The sequence below is a fragment of the Pantoea rwandensis genome, assembly GCF_000759475.1.
Taxonomy (GTDB): domain Bacteria; phylum Pseudomonadota; class Gammaproteobacteria; order Enterobacterales; family Enterobacteriaceae; genus Pantoea; species Pantoea rwandensis_B.
In genome coordinates, this window is the sequence record NZ_CP009454.1 from 2039127 (window position 1) to 2058083 (window position 18957).

The 18957-nt window shown below is 52.2% G+C and carries 14 protein-coding genes; 11 read left to right on the top strand and 3 right to left on the bottom strand.

Annotated elements, in window-relative coordinates; translation table 11 throughout:
• Positions 1-62 precede the first annotated feature (62 nt).
• Positions 63-2627: a diguanylate cyclase gene (locus LH22_RS09300; protein WP_052059381.1), complete on the bottom strand. Its 2565-nt coding sequence runs from the start codon at positions 2625-2627 to the stop codon at positions 63-65.
• A 146-nt stretch (positions 2628-2773) separates the two neighbouring features.
• Entirely contained in the window at positions 2774-3388 is a 615-nt protein-coding gene (locus LH22_RS09305; protein WP_038645933.1) for a phosphatase PAP2 family protein, read from the bottom strand.
• Between the two features lie 229 nt (positions 3389-3617).
• On the opposite strand from LH22_RS09305, the gene udk reads away from it, so the two are divergent.
• The 3 genes from udk to asmA all read left to right on the top strand — a co-directional run bounded on the left by udk (position 3618) and on the right by asmA (position 6862).
• Positions 3618-4256 carry a uridine kinase gene (udk, locus tag LH22_RS09310; RefSeq protein ID WP_034824830.1) on the top strand — a complete coding sequence of 213 codons (639 nt, stop codon included), beginning with the start codon at positions 3618-3620 and terminating at the stop codon, positions 4254-4256.
• Between the two features lie 87 nt (positions 4257-4343).
• Complete coding sequence (gene dcd / locus LH22_RS09315) at positions 4344-4925, top strand: dCTP deaminase (protein ID WP_034824828.1); 582 nt, start codon at positions 4344-4346, stop codon at positions 4923-4925.
• A 134-nt stretch (positions 4926-5059) separates the two neighbouring features.
• Positions 5060-6862 (top strand): outer membrane assembly protein AsmA, encoded by a 1803-nt coding sequence (gene asmA, locus LH22_RS09320; protein WP_038645936.1) that lies wholly within the window; start codon positions 5060-5062, stop codon positions 6860-6862.
• 50 nt (positions 6863-6912) lie between these two features.
• Here the strand turns inward: asmA and LH22_RS09325 are convergent, their stop codons facing one another.
• Complete coding sequence (locus tag LH22_RS09325) at positions 6913-8478, bottom strand: TerC family protein (protein WP_038645938.1); 1566 nt, start codon at positions 8476-8478, stop codon at positions 6913-6915.
• A gap of 791 nt (positions 8479-9269) precedes the next feature.
• Here LH22_RS09325 and wbaP point away from each other — a divergent pair.
• The 8 genes from wbaP (at position 9270) to LH22_RS09365 (ending at position 18905) form a co-directional block, all read left to right on the top strand.
• Complete coding sequence (wbaP, locus tag LH22_RS09330; protein ID WP_038645940.1) at positions 9270-10703, top strand: undecaprenyl-phosphate galactose phosphotransferase WbaP; 1434 nt, start codon at positions 9270-9272, stop codon at positions 10701-10703.
• A gap of 298 nt (positions 10704-11001) precedes the next feature.
• Positions 11002-12132 (top strand): polysaccharide export protein, encoded by a 1131-nt coding sequence (locus tag LH22_RS09335; RefSeq protein ID WP_156102784.1) that lies wholly within the window; start codon positions 11002-11004, stop codon positions 12130-12132.
• Between the two features lie 9 nt (positions 12133-12141).
• Positions 12142-12576 (top strand): protein-tyrosine-phosphatase, encoded by a 435-nt coding sequence (locus LH22_RS09340; protein WP_038645944.1) that lies wholly within the window; start codon positions 12142-12144, stop codon positions 12574-12576.
• 12 nt (positions 12577-12588) lie between these two features.
• Positions 12589-14760, top strand: coding sequence for a tyrosine-protein kinase Wzc (wzc, locus tag LH22_RS09345; protein WP_038645946.1), 2172 nt, complete (start codon positions 12589-12591; stop codon positions 14758-14760).
• A gap of 62 nt (positions 14761-14822) precedes the next feature.
• Positions 14823-15959 (top strand): EpsG family protein, encoded by a 1137-nt coding sequence (locus LH22_RS09350; RefSeq protein ID WP_038645948.1) that lies wholly within the window; start codon positions 14823-14825, stop codon positions 15957-15959.
• Positions 15960-15971: 12 nt separating this feature from the next.
• A complete protein-coding gene (locus LH22_RS09355; RefSeq protein ID WP_038645951.1) occupies positions 15972-16703 on the top strand; it encodes an SGNH/GDSL hydrolase family protein in 732 nt (243 codons plus the stop codon).
• Between the two features lie 126 nt (positions 16704-16829).
• On the top strand, positions 16830-17918 hold the full coding sequence (locus LH22_RS09360; RefSeq protein WP_240474699.1) for an acyltransferase family protein: 1089 nt from the start codon (positions 16830-16832) through the stop codon (positions 17916-17918).
• Between the two features lie 69 nt (positions 17919-17987).
• Positions 17988-18905, top strand: coding sequence for a glycosyltransferase family 2 protein (locus LH22_RS09365; protein ID WP_038645955.1), 918 nt, complete (start codon positions 17988-17990; stop codon positions 18903-18905).
• The last annotated feature ends 52 nt before the right edge of the window (positions 18906-18957 follow it).

Genomic DNA, 18957 nt, shown 5'->3' on the forward strand with positions numbered 1-18957 from the left:
TTATCCCCCATGCCAGAAAAAAAGGGGGCGACTTTAGCGCAGCCAGCGCGGACTGGCAATGATCACATTTGTACTTCCTGATAAACGTGATATTGACCACGGCCCGCATGTTTCGCGCTGTAGCAGGCGACATCCGCCTGTGACATCACCACATTGCGGATGCAGTTGTGCTGATCAATCTGTGTCATCCCGGCGCTGGCGCCCACCTGATAAGGATGATCGTGCCACAGGAAGGTGTATTCGTTGACCGAAGTGACAATGCGTTGAACCACATCGCGCACCTGGTCAACGTGACTGTTCGGCAGCAGCACGCCAAATTCATCGCCACCCAAACGCGCCAGCATATCGCTGCTGCGCAGGTGTTTTTGCATCAACTCCGCCAGTTCACGTAGCAGGGCGTCACCTGCCGCATGACCTGCGTTGTCATTCACCGCTTTGAATTTATCCAGATCGATAAACACCAGCACATGCTGAGTGTTGTTGGCCGCAGCATCGTTCACCACGCTTTTCAGTTGCTGTTCAAAGCTATGGCGATTCGGTAGCCGCGTCAGCATATCGTGCGAAGCACTGTAGCTGAGGCGTTTCATCATTTTGCGTGATTCACTGACATCCTGGATAACCATCACCGCACCGATGCTGGCACCGGTGAGGGTTTTCAATGAGGTAATGCTGTAGTGAATTTCCACCTGCACACCCTCGGGCGTGTGCAATACCAGCTCTTCTTCCAGATCGGGTGAGGTTTTTTCTCCCGGTAAGTTACACAGCAGCAAATTCTCTACGCGCGGACCGTTAGCACCGCGCGTGATATTTAACAGTTCGCTTAACGCCACTCCCGCCGCTTTTTCCTGCGGCCAGCCGCTCAGCGTTTCGGCCACCGGGTTCATAAAGGTCACGCGCATCTCATCGTCGGTACTGATCACCGCTTCGCCAATCGAATCGAGGGTGATCGCCATCCGCTCTTTTTCCTGGAACAGCGCTTCGTTGAGCGCGCGCAGAGGGGTAATGTCCTGACAGATGCCGAGCATGCGCTCGATTTGACCATCCTGACTGAGAATTCGGTTTGCCTCGGTGCGCACATAGCGCGGGCCGCCGGGCAGATTGACGCGATATTCCAGGTGGAAAGCGCTGCGCCGTTCGATCGCCTGCTGCACGGTCAGCGCGGCGTTTTCACGCTCGGCGGGATCCAACAGATGCAGCCACAGGTCATAGGTGGGCACCTGATGGGGTCCGAGCGCGAACAGTTCATACATGCGTTTATCCCATAGCATTTCGCCGCTCAACAGGTTCCACTCCCACACGCCGATACCGCCCGCCTCGTTAGCCAGCGTGATGCGTTCCATCAGGCGGCGATTCACCTGTTCACTCTGTTTGAGTTCAGAAATATCGACTATCTGCGCAATAAAATAGAGCGGCTGGTATTCAGCATCGCGCACCATGGAAACCGTCAGGCGCGCCCAGACGATTTCGCCATCTTTGCGGAAATAGCGCTTCTCCATGGTGTAAGTCATGATGTCACCCGCCACCAGACGTTCCAGCTGTTGCAGGTCGCTGTTGAGATCGTCGGGATGGGTAATTTGCTGGAAAGTGAGTTTTTTCAGTTCGTCAGCCGGAAAGCCCAGCGTGTGGCACAGCGACTGATTGACCTGCTGCCAGCCACCGTTGGGCGACACCAGCGCCATGCCAATCGCCGAGTACTCCATTGCATTACGGAAGCGGGTTTCACTCTCGCTGATATGATGCTTTTCGCGCTGGAACGCATCCATCACCAGCGCCATGACATGGCTGGGAAGGAGCACTAACAAGAACGGCAGCCAGGTACTGACCTGGCCGAGCAACAAGCCGTTTTGCGCCAGATTAACAAAGTTAAACGCCAGCAGAATCGAGATGAAACTCGCATTCAGGAAGAACAGCACAAAGGCTTCGAATTTCGGTAGCCGCACGGCGCACCAAAACAGGATCACCACGATAAAAGTGAACGGCCACGGCAGAAATCGCAGCGATAAGTAACTGGCGAGCAGGGTGACGATCAGGGTCAACAGGGTTTCCAGCTGATGGCCGGGGCTGATTAATTGGCGCAGTGGCTTATTGGGCCACAGTAACAGCACGGGGCCAAATGCCAGTACGCCGATCACCTCGGAGATCACCCAGGTCGAAAAGAAGGGCAGAGACGCGCGATGGCCCACATGCAGCATCCATACTGCCACCACACCGCCAATCAGGGGGGCAATCAAACCGGCGCATAAGGCGAATCGCACCCAATCGAGTAGCGAATTCAGGGGATTTCTGCGATCCAGCAGTGCGCGCAGCATCAAACCCCCGAGAATGGCCTGCACCATATTCAGGATGGCAAATTTAAGGTTACTTAGCGCCGGACCAATGACGATTAAGTTGGCCAGCGAGGTGCCAATGACACAGCTTAGCAGCAACAACGGCACATGTTTTGAGGGGGCGCGGAATACCACTACCGTCATCAGGGCGGTAGAGTACCAAAGTGGGGAAATACGTCCGCTGACCACAATCAGTTCGAGACAAAATAGCGTCAGTAAAAAGGCCAAAGCACCCAGAAACAGTACGTTGAGCCATTTTCTTTGCGGTCGATCCTGTGAGGTTAATATTTCCAGTGTCATGCACGAATCCAGCAGCGCGCATTCGTTACACGTCGAAAAATGCGCCAATCATTCTCTGTTTTCATGCTAGCACATCTGTATAAGATGTCTGCGCAGAATCTGGTTTAGCCCTGATTCAATGAAAGTTTTGGCCCTGACAAAAAAGATTAATCGCGAAACAGATCGGCGCGCGTGTAGGGTTTTTCTAATCCGGCGAGATGGGCGGAAAAACGTTCAAGAAATTGCTGCGTGGTGGCAACGCGGCCATGGCCCATCAACACCAGCGGTACCAGCAGGGCGACACACACTTGTGCCAGGCTAAAACCTTTCAATGCGGTGCGACGCTGTGTGACCAGGAAAGCGCTGCTCAGCGTGAAGCCTAGCATCAGGCCGGTAAGCACTTCACTGAAGGAATGCGCGTGGATCACCAGGCGTGACAGGCCGACCATCATCGGAATCAGATAGCCAATACCAATGGTTAGTGTGCGCCAAAAGGTCGGGAAGCGGCCCGAAACCAGCCACATCATCACCGGCCAAAGCGTTGCTGACATGGCGCTGTGGCCGCTGAATCCGGTGAAGTTAAATCTGGCGCTGCCAATGCCAAATCCGAGAAACAGGATTTTAGACAGGCTAACCAGCAGGCCCGCCAGGCCAAACGCGAGCAGCCAATACCAGACAGTCTGGCGGTTGTCGCTTTTCCACGGCAACACCAGCGCGATAATCACGGCGGTCGGGATCAGCAACATGCTGTCACCAAAATAGGTCAGGGTTTTCCAACTCATATTTTTCCTTGGGCTTTATTGAGTCAACCTGGGTGGTACACCACTCAGGCAGGAGAACAGTGTATCGATTAAGCATCTGGCTGCAAAAGGGGATATTCTGAAAAGCGGCGGGCCCATTTCTCTGGCATCAAACCGGTGAAATACCTATAATTGCCGCCAACTAACCCTCTCAATCGGCCCATTGCGGTTTCGGCTTCAATTGGCTCCAGTTATCAGGTCTTAAAAAAGTATGACTGACAAGTCTCATCAGTGCGTGATCGTTGGCATCGCAGGTGCATCCGCATCCGGAAAAAGTCTTATCGCCAGCACGCTCTATCGTGAAATCCGTGACCAGGTCGGTGACGAGCATATCGGTGTGATCCCCGAAGATGCCTACTACAAAGATCAGAGCCACCTCACCATGGAAGAGAGGGTGAAAACCAACTATGACCATCCCAGCGCCATGGACCACGATCTGCTGTTGCAGCATCTGCGCGCGTTAAAGGCGGGTCAGGATATTGAGTTACCGGTTTACAGCTACGTTGAACACACGCGCACCAGTGACTGTATTCATCTTAAGCCGAAAAAAGTGATCATCCTTGAGGGCATTCTGCTGCTGACCGATGCGCGTCTGCGTCAGGAGATGAACTTCTCCATCTTCGTGGATACTCCGCTGGATATCTGTCTGATGCGTCGCATGAAGCGCGATGTGAATGAGCGTGGTCGTTCCATGGATTCGGTGATGAGCCAGTATCAGAAGACCGTGCGTCCAATGTTCCTGCAGTTTATTGAGCCATCCAAACAATACGCTGACATTATCGTGCCGCGTGGCGGGAAGAACCGCATCGCCATCGATATTCTCAAAGCCAAGATTAACCAATATCTTTGAAATTACTGCGTCCGGATGGACGTGACGCGTGAAGGTTGTCACAACAGTGGCGACCTTTCGCTACACTTAAAGCATGGAGACTCTGCGATGAGATTATGCGATCGCGACATTGAAGCCTGGCTCGACAACGGTAAACTGGCGATTGACCCGCGCCCACCGGTTGAGCGCATTAATGGCGCTACCGTGGATGTGCGCCTCGGCAACCAGTTCCGCACTTTCAGTGGTCACACTGCACCGTTTATTGATTTGAGTGGCCCAAAACACGAAGTCAGCGCCGCACTGGATCGCGTCATGAGCGATGAGATTGTGCTGCCGGAAGGGGAAGCGTTCTTCCTGCATCCGGGTGAGTTAGCGCTGGCAGTGACGCTGGAATCGGTCACGATTCCGGATGATCTGGTGGGTTGGCTGGATGGCCGCTCCTCGCTGGCGCGTCTGGGCTTGATGGTGCACGTGACGGCACACCGTATCGATCCAGGCTGGCAGGGCCGCATCGTGCTGGAATTCTACAACTCCGGTAAGCTGCCGCTGGCTCTGCGCCCGGGCATGCTGATTGGCGCATTGAGCTTCGAGCCATTGTCTGGCCCGGCGGCACGCCCCTACAACCGCCGCGAAGATGCTAAATATCGTGGTCAGCAGGGTGCCGATGCCAGCCGTATCGACAAAGACTGATGTTCGCCTAATGATTCAACGTGCGGTAAAGCGGTAAGAGGGTGAATCCCCGTTAGCTGGCATCAGTGTGTGACTGGGGTAAATGAACGCAGCCAACGCCGCTGCAGCATGAAGAATGACGGTGATGAGGGATTATGAGAAGAGTGATAACGACGCTGGCCATCCTGTTAGTGGTGGTCGTGGCGGGCATGACGGCACTGGTGTTGCTGGTCAATCCCAACGACTTTCGTACCTATATGGTACAGCAGGTAGAACAGCGCAGTGGTTATCAACTTGAAGTCAGCGGTGGCCTGCGCTGGCACGTCTGGCCGCAACTCAGTATTCTCGCCGGGCGCATGAGCCTGACCGCACCTGGCGCCAGTCAGCCGATGGTCACCGCAGAAAATATGCGTCTGGATGTCAACCTCTGGCCGCTACTCTCGCATCAGCTAAGCGTGAGCCAGGTGATGCTGAAAAATGCCGTGATTCGCGTCACGCCTGACAGCGCCGCCCAGAAACCGAGCGGTTCACCGGTGGCACCCACGGACGCGGAGCCGGTGGTGACGCGTACCAATGGTTGGTCATTCGATATTGCTAAACTGCGCCTCGCCGATAGTCTGCTGATCTGGCAGCAACCCGGCGGCGACGAATACAACTTCCGTAATCTCAATCTCAGCCTCGATCAGGATGCCAGCAAAAACGCCAGCATCGAACTCGCCACGCGCATTTCACGCAATCAGCGCAATGTGAGCGTCAACCTGAAAGGGCAAATGAATGTGGCGCAGTATCCGCATCGGCTGGTGGGGCAGATAGAGGAGATGGATTACACGCTGGATGGCGCTAACCTCCCGCCGCAGGGCATCAAAGGGGCGCTTAGCGGGCAGGGCGAGTGGAATGCCGATAAACAGCAATTCGCGTTGCAAAAGATGCAGCTGACGGCCAACGACAGTACGCTGGATGGCAGTGCCGAAGGGCGTTTAATGTTGCCGCAGCAGCTCAATCTGGCTTTACACGCTACGACGTTGAATCTTGATAATCTGATGGCCAGCGCGCCCGCCAGCGACAACAGCACCCCGCAGCATGCCAGCGTGATGCGCACGCCAGTGATCGCTGAACCACGCACGCGTACCAACGCTGACTCGCCGTTGAATCTGATGGATTTAACGCTGAGCCTGAATGCGGATTCCAGCGTGTGGCGCGGATTGACGTTGAACAATCTGCAGATCGATGCCAGCAATCAGGAAGGGTTGATGACCCTGAACAAACTGCAGGGGAAAATCGGCGATGGGCACTTCTCGATTCCGGGCAGCATTGATATCCGCCAGCCGGCGACGAAAGTCGCCTTGCAGCCGGAAATTGAAAACATCGCCATTGCACCATTAATGAAAGCGCTGGAACTGCCGGAGAGTTTGCAGGGCACGGTCTCTCTGAAAGGCGATCTCAGCGGCACGGGCCTAAGCGTGGATGAAGCGAAGCGTAACTGGCAGGGTAACGCCGAGCTAGAGGCCACCAACCTGCAACTCGCTCAGCTTAATCTGCAACAGATGGTGCGCCGTGCCGTGGCGCGCGTGAGTAATAGCGTAACCAATGATGAGCCTGACGATCAGGGGATTCAGCAGCTGAGCGGTCGTATTAGCCTGAACCAGGGCAAGGTTGTCATGCCCGATCTGCAGGGTGGCAGTAGCCGCCTGGCAGTGCAGACCAAAGGCATCGTTGATGTGGTGAACCAGCAACTCGACGTCACCATCAATATGATGCTGCGCGGCTGGAAAGGTGACGATAAGCTAGCGAGTCTGCTCAACGGTCAGGCGATTCCACTGCGGATGTACGGTGGCTGGAACAACCTGCAATATTCACTACCGGTTGACGATGTGGTGCGCCAGCAGTTGCAGAGTGAAGCGAAGTCGCGCCTGAACGAGTGGCTGGATCGCCAAAAGCCTGCGGTGCTACAACCTTAATCTACCTGTGATGCCGTTATGCCTGGTTTGATTGGGCATAACGGCGTCGGTTACGGTGCCAACTCAGGCGCGGGCACAATTTCCACTTTCTGTACCCGATGATTTTCCACCTGCAGCGTGCGCAATAAATAATCCCCCACCTGTAACTCTTCTCCCTCTTCAGGCACATGTTGCAGGCTGTCCATTAATAATCCGGCCAGCGTGTGGTAATTCCGTTTCTCATCCAGTGGCAAGTGCACATAGGCTGCCAAATCCTCTAAAGGAATATGTCCGTTCGCCACCCAACCGCCATGCGGCAATGGCTGGATATCATAGCGCGCATCAATCTCCTCGCCTTCATTCGGCAGATTCCCGGCGATCGTCTCCATCAGGTCGCTCAGGGTGACCACGCCTTCCACCGATCCAAACTCATCGACCACAAACGCAAAATGGGTGCGGGCGTGACGGAACTGCTCCAGTGCCTGCAATAACGTCAGGCGTTCGGGAAAGATCAGCGGCTGCTTCACCAAAACACGTAAATCGAGAGAGTGGCTATGCAGCGACTGATGAAGCAAATCAATCACATGCACCACGCCGAGCGGGTCTTGCCCGCGTTCGGTAATCAAAATGCGGGTGTGCTGATTGTTATCCAGCTTAGTCATAATCGCAGCCGGATCTTCACTCAGATCGATGTGCTCAATATCGTGGCGTGACGTCATGATGCTGCTAATGTGCCGCTGCCCTAAGCCGAGTACGCGGGCAATCATGCGCCGCTCCTGGCGATTGAATAACGCGCCTTCATCGCTGTCGCTGAGCAATGAGGCGGTATCGGCGTCCAGTTCGGCACGCTGGGCTTCACCACGCAATATGCGCAGCACGGCTTCTGAGGTGCGCTGGCGCAGCGGGCGTCCGGCGGTGAGGAAGCGGCGGCGATTAAACAGCGCCAGCTGATTAAACATCTCGATCACTATTGAGAAACCAATCGCCGCGTAGAGATAGCCCTTTGGAATAATAAAGCCGAGGCCTTCCGCGACCAGACTGAAGCCAATCATCAGCAGGAAACTCAGGCAGAGAATTACGATGGTGGGATGACCATTCACAAATCGCGTGAGCGGTTTACTCGCCAGCAGCATGAGCAAAATGGCAATAGTGACCGCCGCCATCATCACCGGCAGCTCGTTCACCATGCCGACAGCGGTAATCACCGCATCAAGCGAGAAGATGGCATCCAGCACCACAATTTGCGCGACCACTGGCCAGAATTTAGCACCGTTCTTATTTTGACCGCTCTCTTCGTCGCTCCCCTCCAGGCGACTATTGAGTTCCGTCGTCGCTTTATAAAGAAGAAACAGCCCGCCGGAGAGCAGCAGCAGATCGCGGGCGCTGAAATTGTGCTGGAACAGGGTAAACAGCGGTTGCGTGAGAGTCACCAGCCAGGAAAGCGATGCCAGCAACACCAGTCGCAACAGCAACGCCAACAGTAAACCGATCACGCGCGCACGGTCACGCGCTGCAGGCGGTAACTTTTCGACCAGGATGGCAATAAAAACCAGGTTATCAATACCCAGCACCAGCTCGAGAACGATTAGCGTGACTAATCCTGCCCAGAGCGACGGATCGAGGATCCACTCCATCATGCTTTCATCACCTGAATGTCTGAAAATGCGTTTTGTCTGATGATAGTGAATCAACAGGCAAGGTACAAATGAGGCAAATCGCGCTATATCACCCCGTTGCCCTGGGTTTTAGGCATATTCTGAGAAGCGACATTTCGTCGATAAGATGAATGTATGGATAAACTTCACCGCATCGTGATAGTGACGATTAATTCTAATATTCACGCGCAAGCGTACGTTTTAAATGCGAAGCAGTCCGAAGGTGAGTATCGAATTATTCTGAATTTTACGCAGGAATGGGCTGAAAGAGATGGCATCAATACTTATGGCTGGTAGTCTTTTTCCTAAAATAGTGCAGGGGACACGGGGCCTACTTGTAAACAAGCCAGTAATAACTAGTATAGCAACGTGTTAGTAAATGTCTGCGCCGAAGTTGTTAATAGCGCGCTGTTTAGCTTCTTAATGTTATGAATTGTGATCGTGCACGGGATTAGTCTGCCGCTGGCTAAGAATAATCTCAGTGAATGCGATGAAAATAGATGCGATTGCAGCGGTATTGGCAGCGACAGCCAAGGGCGGTAGCGTGCCTGAAGTGCTTTTCTCCGTTCAGATTAGGGCTAAATCGTGGCAAGGGAAGTCAGACTAATCTGTTGGTATTTATTGCAATTCTTTGGCTTTACTAAAAAGAGAATTGGCATAAACACCGGAGCGTTTGCCGCAGATTGCCTCCCCGTTAGCAGTGGATATACCGCTCATTTATTACACAGGGCAGAGGCGTTAGGGATTAGGGAAATAAAATAAAAGAGTTAAATATGCGCGATAACCAAATTACATATAAAAGTCTCCTCACTAAAATTTTACTGGCGTGCTCGGATTTAATTTGTTTCAACGCGGCATTGTTTATTGCTCTGGCGGTGATTAATTCGTTCACAGATTCTCCACTGGCAGATATATCTGAAAAATACCTGCACTTAAAAATCGCCACCCACGTTTGTTTATCGATTATTTGCGTAGGCTGGTTCTGGGTTCGCCTGCGTCATTACACCTATCGCAAGCCATTCTGGTTTGAGCTAAAAGAGATATTTCGTACCATTCTTATTTTCTCTGTCATCGATTTGTCAATATCAGCCTTATCGCAATGGCAGCTGTCGCGCTTTGTCTGGGTCACCACCTGGATTCTGGCGCTGATTTTAATTCCACTGGCACGCGCCATCTCGAAGCGTGTACTGAATCACTTCGGTATGTGGAAGAAACAAACCATCATCATCGGCAGCAGCCGTAATGCTGAAGAAGCCTGGCAGGCGCTGCAGAGCGAAGAAGTGATGGGTTTTGATGTGATTGCCTTCTTCGATGTCGATGGCAGTTGCCCGCAGGCCAGCCTCTCTGGCGTGCCGGTGCTGCACAATGAACAAGAGCTGTGGCAGCTGACGCACAGCGAAACCCAGTTCATCGTGGCGGTGGAGTTTGAACAGAGCCAGCATCGCGACAACTGGCTGAAAATGCTGGCAATGCATAACTGCCGTTCAGTCTCAGTGATTCCAACTCTGCGCGGCGTACCCCTTTACGGTACCGACATGGCCTACATCTTTAGCCATGAAGTGATGATTCTGCGCGTGAACAATAATCTGGCGAAACGCACCTCGCGCTTCCTGAAACGTGCTTTCGATATTGTCGGCGCTCTCGGCATCATTATTGCGCTGTCACCGGCGCTGCTGGTCCTCGGCTTTATGGTTGGACGCGACGGTGGTCCACCGATTTACGGTCATGAACGTGTCGGCATGAACGGCCGTAAATTCAAATGCCTTAAATTCCGCTCGATGGTGATCAACTCGAAAGAGGTGCTGGAAGAAGTCCTGCGCACCGATCCGATCGCTCGTGCCGAGTGGGATAAAGATTTCAAACTGAAGAATGACCCGCGTATTACCAAAGTTGGCCACTTCATCCGTAAAACCAGTCTGGATGAATTGCCGCAGCTGTGGAATGTGGTACGCGGCGACATGAGCCTGGTGGGCCCACGTCCAGTGATTGAAGACGAACTCTGTCGTTATGCCGGTGATGTTGATTATTACCTGATGGCGAAACCCGGCATGACGGGATTGTGGCAGGTTAGCGGTCGTAACGACGTTGACTATGAAACGCGCGTCTATTTCGATTCGTGGTATGTCAAAAACTGGTCGCTGTGGAATGACATTGCGATTCTGTTTAAGACAGTGGGTGTCGTGCTGAAACGCGATGGCGCTTATTAAGAGAAGAAGGGCAGGGGACGAAGTCATTATCCCCGTCTGAAATGCCGGTGCTGGGAGTGCCTTAACTGACAACTGCCATTATCGAGCCTGAATAGAGTCGGTGACTTGCCGGCAGGGTAATCACCGACTTTACTTGATGTCGTCTCAGGGCACGGTGACAACATAAAACCAAGGGAGCGCATAATAATGACCCACAGTTTCAGTGTTTAACCCGTCAGTTTTATTTTTTTATAAGACGCTACACAGCGGCGTTTTCGCCTCTATCAATCATTAACTGATAGCGAAGAATCAGATGATAATGAAAATTAAATTGATACCTTTACTGGTATCCGCGACTTTTCTCTCCGGGTGCACCATTGAACCAGGTTCGCACCTTTCCACTAGCGGAAAAGATGTCATTGAGCAACAGGATAGCAACTTTGACATCGACAAATACGTCAACGTCTTTCCGATGACGCCGCGTCTGGTTGAACAGATGCGTCCGAAGCCACTGGTTGCGCAGGCCAATCCGGCGCTGCAAACCGAAATTCAAAGCTACGAATATCGCGTGGGCATTGGCGACGTGCTGAACGTCACCGTATGGGACCACCCGGAGCTGACCACACCAGCGGGTCAGTATCGTAGCGCCAGTGACACCGGTAACTGGGTACAGGCCGATGGCACGATTTTCTACCCGTATATCGGTAAAGTACGTGTAGCTGGCCGCACCGTAACGGAAATCCGCGCTGAAATTGCGCGCCGCCTTGCGCAGTTCATTGAAAGCCCGCAGGTGGATGTCAATGTTGCGGCGTTCCGCTCACAGAAAACTTACGTGACCGGTTCGGTGACCACTTCCGGCCAGCAGGCGATCACCAACGTCCCGCTTACCGTACTTGATGCCGTCAACGCCGCCGGTGGCTTAGCTGCCGATGCAGACTGGCGTAACGTTGTGCTGACGCATCAGGGTAAAGAACAACGCATTTCACTCCAGGCGCTGATGCAAAACGGCGACCTGAGCCAGAACCATCTGCTGTATCCGGGCGATATTCTCTACGTACCGCGTAACGATGACCTGAAAGTCTTCGTGATGGGCGAAGTGAAACAGCAATCCACGCTGAAAATGGACCGCAGCGGCATGACGCTGGCCGAAGCGCTGGGTAATGCGGCTGGGATGGATCAAACCACGTCCGATGCCACCGGTGTCTTCGTTATTCGTCCTATTCGTGGTGCCAACCGCACCAAGATCGCCAACATCTATCAGTTGAATACCAAAGATGCGGCATCGATGGTGATGGGCACTGAATTCCAACTGGAGCCGTACGACATCGTCTACGTCACTGCGACCCCGATTACCCGTTGGAACCGTGTGATTTCTTCGCTGCTGCCAACCATCGTAGGTATCGACGATGCAAGCTCCGCAGCACTGCGTTTCCGCAACTGGTCTAACTAAGGTTTCAGTATGATCAAGTCCGTGTTAGTCGTCTGCGTCGGTAATATCTGCCGCTCCCCTACCGGGGAGCGTCTGTTCCAACGCGCGCTACCTTCAACTCGGGTGGCTTCTGCAGGGCTAGGCGCTCTGAAGGGGTTCCCGGCGGACCAGACTGCCAGCGATGTTGCCGCTGAACACGGCGTATCGCTGGAAGGCCATCATGCTCAGCAGTTAACGGCCAGTATGTGCCGTGACTATGACCTGATTCTGGTGATGGAGAAGCGCCACATTGAGCAGGTGAATCGCATCGACCCAGCCGCACGCGGAAAAACCATGCTGCTTGGGCACTGGCTTAATCAGCAGGAAATTGCGGATCCGTACAAAAAAAGTCGCGAGGCCTTCGAAGAGGTCTACGGGTTACTGGAAAACGCTACCCAGAAATGGGTCAACGTACTAAGCCGATAGTTGGGAATACCCATGAATATTAAAAACAAGGTTATGACCGCGCCAAAAGAAGATTCGAGTGGATGGGATCTGGCGCATCTTGTGGGACAGCTAATTGATCATCGCTGGATCATCGTGGCCGTTACCGCCTTCTTAATGTTGGCAGGAACGCTCTACACACTGTTTGCAACGCCTATTTACAGCGCCGATGCCATGGTTCAGGTAGAGCAGAAAAACACGGCTTCTGTTCTGAATGAATTGCAGGATGTGATTCCAACGACACCCGCCTCCGACACTGAGATTCAAATCCTTGAATCCCGTATGGTGTTGGGCAAAACGGTCAATGACTTAGGTCTGGATACCGTGGTGGAGCAGAACTACTTCCCGGTGATTGGTAAAGGTCTGTCGCGCCTGATGGGCAACAAGCCGTCTGAAATCGCCATTTCTCGCCTGGAAATTCCGCGCACTATTGATAAGCGTACGGTGCAGCTGGAAGTGACAGGGCCGCAGACTTATACCGTGACCAGCGAGGGTGATGAGCTGTTTAAAGGCCGCGTGGGTCAGCTGGAGCAGCATGGTGAAGTCACAATGCTGGTCAGCGGCATCCAGGCTGATGAAGGGACCAGCTTCAACGTCACCAAACTCACTGATTTGCAGGCCATCAGAGCGGTGTTGGGCGCGCTTACCGTCGCCGATAAAGGCAAAACCACCGGTGTGCTGGGTCTGGAATATCAGGATGAAGATCCGGTGCGTGCCAGCAAAGTACTGAATCAGATCGTGAACAACTATCTGCTGCAGAACGTTGACCGCAAATCTGAGCAGGCTGAGAAGAGCCTGGAGTTCCTGCGCAACCAACTGCCACAAGTGCGTAGCAGTCTGGATGATGCGGAGAACAAGCTCAACGCCTATCGCCGCCAGAATGAATCGGTGGATATGTCGCTGGAAGCGAAATCGGCGCTCGACTCATCCGTTAGCGTGCAGAGCCAGTTGAACGAACTGACCTTCAGAGAAGCTGAAGTGTCACAGCTCTACACCAAAGATCACCCGACCTATCGCGCGCTGCTGGAAAAACGCAAAACCCTGGAAGATGAGCAGGCAAAACTGAACAAGAAAATTGCCGGTATGCCGCAAACCCAACAGGAAATTCTGCGTCTGACACGTGATGTGCAGTCAGGTCAGGAAATCTACATGCAGTTGCTGAATCGCCAGCAAGAGCTGGGTATCAGTAAAGCCAGTACCGTGGGTGATGTGCGTATCATCGACGGTGCGGAAACCGCCGGTAGCCCGGTGGCACCGAAGAAAATGTTGATTATTGCCGCCAGCTTTATTCTGGGTCTGATTATCTCGGTGGGTCTGGTGCTGCTGAAAGCGCTGTTCCATCACGGTATTGAGAATCCTGAGCAGCTGGAAGAGCTGGGCATGAACGTCTATGCCAGCGTACCGCTGTCAGAATGGCAACGTAAGAAAGATACCGAAGCGCTGGCGCGTCGTGGTCACAAAGAGAAGAGTGACCCACACAATACGCTGCTGGCGTTGGGTAATCCAACTGACCTCTCCATCGAAGCGATTCGTAGCCTGCGTACCAGCCTGCACTTCGCGATGATGGAAGCTAAAAACAACATTCTGATGATTACCGGTGCCAGCCCGGGTATTGGTAAAACCTTTATCTGTGCCAACCTGGCGACCCTGGTATCGAAAGCAGGCCAGCGTGTGCTGTTCATCGATGGTGATATGCGCCGTGGTTATACCCATGAGCTGCTCGGTTCGGAAAACAAAATGGGTCTCTCCAATGTGTTGTCCGGCAAGAGTGAGTTCTCACCGGCCATGATTCAGAAAGGCGTTTACGGTTTTGATTTCCTGCCACGCGGTCAGGTGCCACCGAACCCGTCTGAACTGCTGATGCATCGTCGCATGAGTGAGTTGCTGGATTGGGCGAGCAAGAACTACGACCTGGTGCTGATTGATACCCCACCAATTCTGGCGGTGACCGATGCTTCCATCATCGGTAAGTTGGCCGGTACGTCGCTGATGGTGGCGCGTTTCGAAACCAACACCACCAAAGAGTTGGATGTTAGCTACAAGCGCTTCGCGCAGAACGGTATCGAGATTAAGGGTGTCATCCTGAACGCCGTGGTGCGTAAAGCAGCGAACTCCTACGGTTATGGTTACGACTATTACAACTACGAATATAAACAGAAAGTGTAACGCACCCTGTTATTGACTTAGAGGCGGCATCTGCCGCCTCTTTTTGCGTAAGGAATGACACCATGGCACCCTATTGGGTTATATCCGGATTGTTGCTTCTGATTTCATTGAGTGAGCTTATTGTCAAAAAAGATGAGCGCACCTCGGGTCTGATGCTCTACCTGCTGTGTATCGCCACCGCTATTCTGATTGTGTTTGCCGGGATTCGCGGTTTGGGTACCGGCATGGATGACCTGCAGTATCGGACATTTTATACCGGCTTTATTCAAAGTCTGCAGATCAACGGCTTTAGCGCCACCGTCGAGCTTTTCCGTTATGAGCCGCTGATTTTTGCCATCGCCTGGCTAACCAGCCTGATTTCCAGTAATGCTGACACCTTCTTATTTGTATTCAGCATTTTGGCGGTGGTGACCAACGCGGTGTTCTTCCGCAAAATGTCACCGTACCCGATCCTCGCGCTGGCACTCTATTCCGCCCATATCTACATCAACAAAGACATGAACCAGATTCGCTTTGGTCTCAGTTCTGCGCTGTTTTTGGGTGTGCTCTGGTGTCTGTATCTGAAGCGTTACTGGGGAGCGTTCGGCTTTTTCCTGCTCTCTTTCTTCAGCCACAACACCGGGATTATGGTGGTTACGGTCTTGCCATTCTTGTTTATCCGTCAATGGCGCTATTGGCCGGTGCTGATTATCTTGCTGAGTATCCCGATGTCGAAGTTCGGCGGGACAAACTTTATCAGCTTGATCAGTGCGCATATGGGCGCGATGGGGGAGAGGGCGGAAGGCTACAGTGCTGAAGCATCGAATACCGCGGATGGCAGCATCTTCTCGGTTTCTAACCTTAAAAACATCATGCTGGTGTGTATGTTTGTCTATTTCATGCTCAGCGATGAATTGAAACGCAACAACGCTGAGCAGTGGCGATTTAACTATCTGATGATTGTGACCTTCGCGCTGGGCGGGGCCATCAGGATCTTCTTCTATAACTATTCATCCGGGGCAAGGCTTTCCAACTACCTGTTGCAAGTTGAGCCTATTCTACTGACCTCGTTGATCTATCAATCACGGCAATTACTCAAACCGGCGATGTTCGCGATGTTCAGTTTCTTTCTTGTTTATTACCTCTACTACAACACCATCTCGCAGAAACAGGCCGTTGTCGGCTACGAGGTGGCGCAGGAGTTCAAAATCTTTAGGTAACAGAGAGGTAACATGACAAGAAAATTGATGGTTTTAGCCTTCGCGCTGGCACCGATTGCGGCGCTGGCAACACCGGGTTTAAGCACGTTGCAGATTGACGCATTTGGTGATTCCACGACCGCGGGTGTCATCAGCAAAGACCGTAAAAGCAGCATCACCCAAGCCAGTGAAATCGGTGAATTGACGCAAATGCTGCAACAGCAGTATGGCGATCGGGTCAACATCGTGGTGAAAAACCACGGTGTTCCCGGTGCGCAGGCCGCTGAGTTGTTGTACCCGCATGGCGGTGATGATCAAAGCCATTGGGAGGACTTAATGAAAACCTCCCCGGCCAAAATCGTTTTGATCAACTACGCCATTAACGATGCCCGACACTATTTTTTCAAGGATAAGAAGGTGCACCTTGAAAGCCCTGAAGAGTATGGGCGGATTATCACGCGGCTGGTTGAAGTGGCGAAGCAGAACCATAAACAGGTTATTTTGCAGGAGCCGAATCCCATTTGCGGCAAAGCGGAACGTTGGAATGTTTGGCCCTACGTCTGGCAACTTAACCAGGTGGCTAAGCAGCAACAGGTTGCCGTGGTTCACCAGTATAGCGTGATTAAAGAAGATCGTGACTGGCAGTCGCAGATGTCTGACGACTGTATTCATCCGCTGGAGTCACTGTATAAAGCCAAAGCGGATCGTACCTTTAGTATTGTTAGCCCACTTGTTCAGCAAAGTCTTGCGCAGCAAAGCCCCTAACCTTGTTGTGTCGATTTTATAAGGGATCCTGATATGTACATCATGATTATGGTGGTTTCGTTCTGCCTTGCATTGCTCATTTTACATGCATGCTCTTATCATCGCGGTATTTATAATGATAAAGGCGTGAAGAGTATTTCTGGCCTGCGTGCTTTCCTTGCCAGTATTGTCGCCTTTTCTCATTTTGTTCATTATATTTACGGGCTGGATCAACCTTGGATATATGATAAAAACTATTTTGCCTGGTTCTCTGAGGGCAACTTTTTTGTGAACTCGGGTAAATTCGGCGTCTTGCTGTTCTTTATGATTTCGGCATTCCTGTTCTATCGCTGGCTGGATAACGATACGCTCACCCCTGCACAGTTGAGTGGAAAACTCTGGCGTTCACGCGTTCGACGTATTGTGCCGATGTTTTGGTTCTCAGGTTTCGTTATCTTTACCATTGGTGCGCTGCAAGGTGCGCTGGTGCCGCCGTTGCAAGCGCTGAAAGATGCCGTTTTATGGCTGCTGTTCATTGGCAGTTACAACGTTGGCGAGATGTCTACAGCGGTGGTGAACTCCGGGGTAGAGTGGACGCTGCGTCTGGAATGGCTGCTGTATTTGTCTATTCCCGTGATTTATTTCCTCAACCGTTTAACGCGCGGGAAATACAAAACCCTGCTGATCCTCTCGTCCATCGGCGTTATTTTCATCATTGCCGTCGCATTACGCTTGTATGGGAAAACCTATACCGATCCGCGTCCGGTACTCGGCTTTGCGATGGGATATTTTGCTTATAAGTTCCGCGATAGATTTGCTGGTTTACGCCATTCCCGCAGTGCGGCAATCCTCAGCCTTGGATTGGCCGTATTCTCTCTGTTCTTCACCTCAAATACCTTCTTCTATGTCTTCTTCCTGATATCCCTGACGGTGATCTTCTTTATTGTCAGTAGCGGTAATTCGCTGATGGGACTGCTGGAAAATAAGACCTTGATGTCGATTGGTGAAGTGAGTTATAGCCTATATTTGATTCATGGCGTGGTGCTGTACGGTATTGAACAAATTCCACCGACGTTATATCCGCATAATTACTGGATGTTCACGCTGTTATCTACACTGTTCTTTGTTGCGGCGTTTTATGTCGCAAAAATGACCTATCTTTGGGTGGAAAAACCGTTTATCGGCAGCAGTGGCGGTAAGTCTAAAGCAGCAACCAAAGCAGCAGCCGAAAATTAAGAATTTGACTGATTACCTTCGCTTAATATTCGTATTACTGTTAACCAGAAGTTTTTAGAGGTACTGGCAATGCAGGATATTCGTTTCTCAATTGTAATTCCCGCGTACAACGCGTCGAAGTCGATTGTAACGACGCTGGATTGCGTCAAAGCGCAAACCTATCGCAATTTTGAAGTCATCATCGTGGATGACAAATCGGCTGATGCCGCTGAACTGGCACAGGTGGTGCGCAGCGAGCGTTATCAGGATCTGGACATCAAACTTGAGCTGTCTGAGGTGAAACTCAACGGTGCCGGTGCTCGTAACAAAGGTATCGAACTGGCTGAGGGCGATTTCATTAGCTTCCTTGATGCAGATGATGAGTGGGGCGTTGATAAGCTGCTCACTGTTTATGACACCATCACCAAACTTGAAGCACAGGGTAAGTCGAACTATCTGATTTTCAGCCAGGTGAACATTCATCAGGATGGCCGCTTCCTCAAGGTGATGCCGATGCAGGAACCGGGCAAGAATGAAACCATCGCTGAGTATCTGTTTGGCTGTTACGGCTTTATTCAAACCAGCACCATTGTGTTGAAGCGCGAAGATGCCGATAAAATCCGTTTTGATGCGCGTTATATTCGCCATCAGGATTACGATTTCTGCATCCGTGCTGACCGCATGGGCTATGAATTTGTGATGATCGATAAGCCGCTCGCCACCTACCATCTGGTGACCAAATTTGGTTCCAAGCACAAAGGTGAGTCGGTGAAGTACTCCTTCTTCTGGCTGGATACCATGAAGCCGCACCTCACGGCACGTGACGTCCATACCTATAAGGCGTTCAAGCTGCCGCTGCGCTACAAGATGGATGGTAAATCACTGCAGGCGAGCCTCAGTTTCGCGCGCTACTTCTTCCTGACCAATCGTGATAACCGGGCTTATTTCCTGAATCGACTGTTCGATAAGGTGAAGTCGCGCTTCTCTGGCGGGCGAGCCGTCTCCTGATTCACATTATATAAATTTCACTTGCTCCCGCACCGGGAGCAATTTTTTGGTT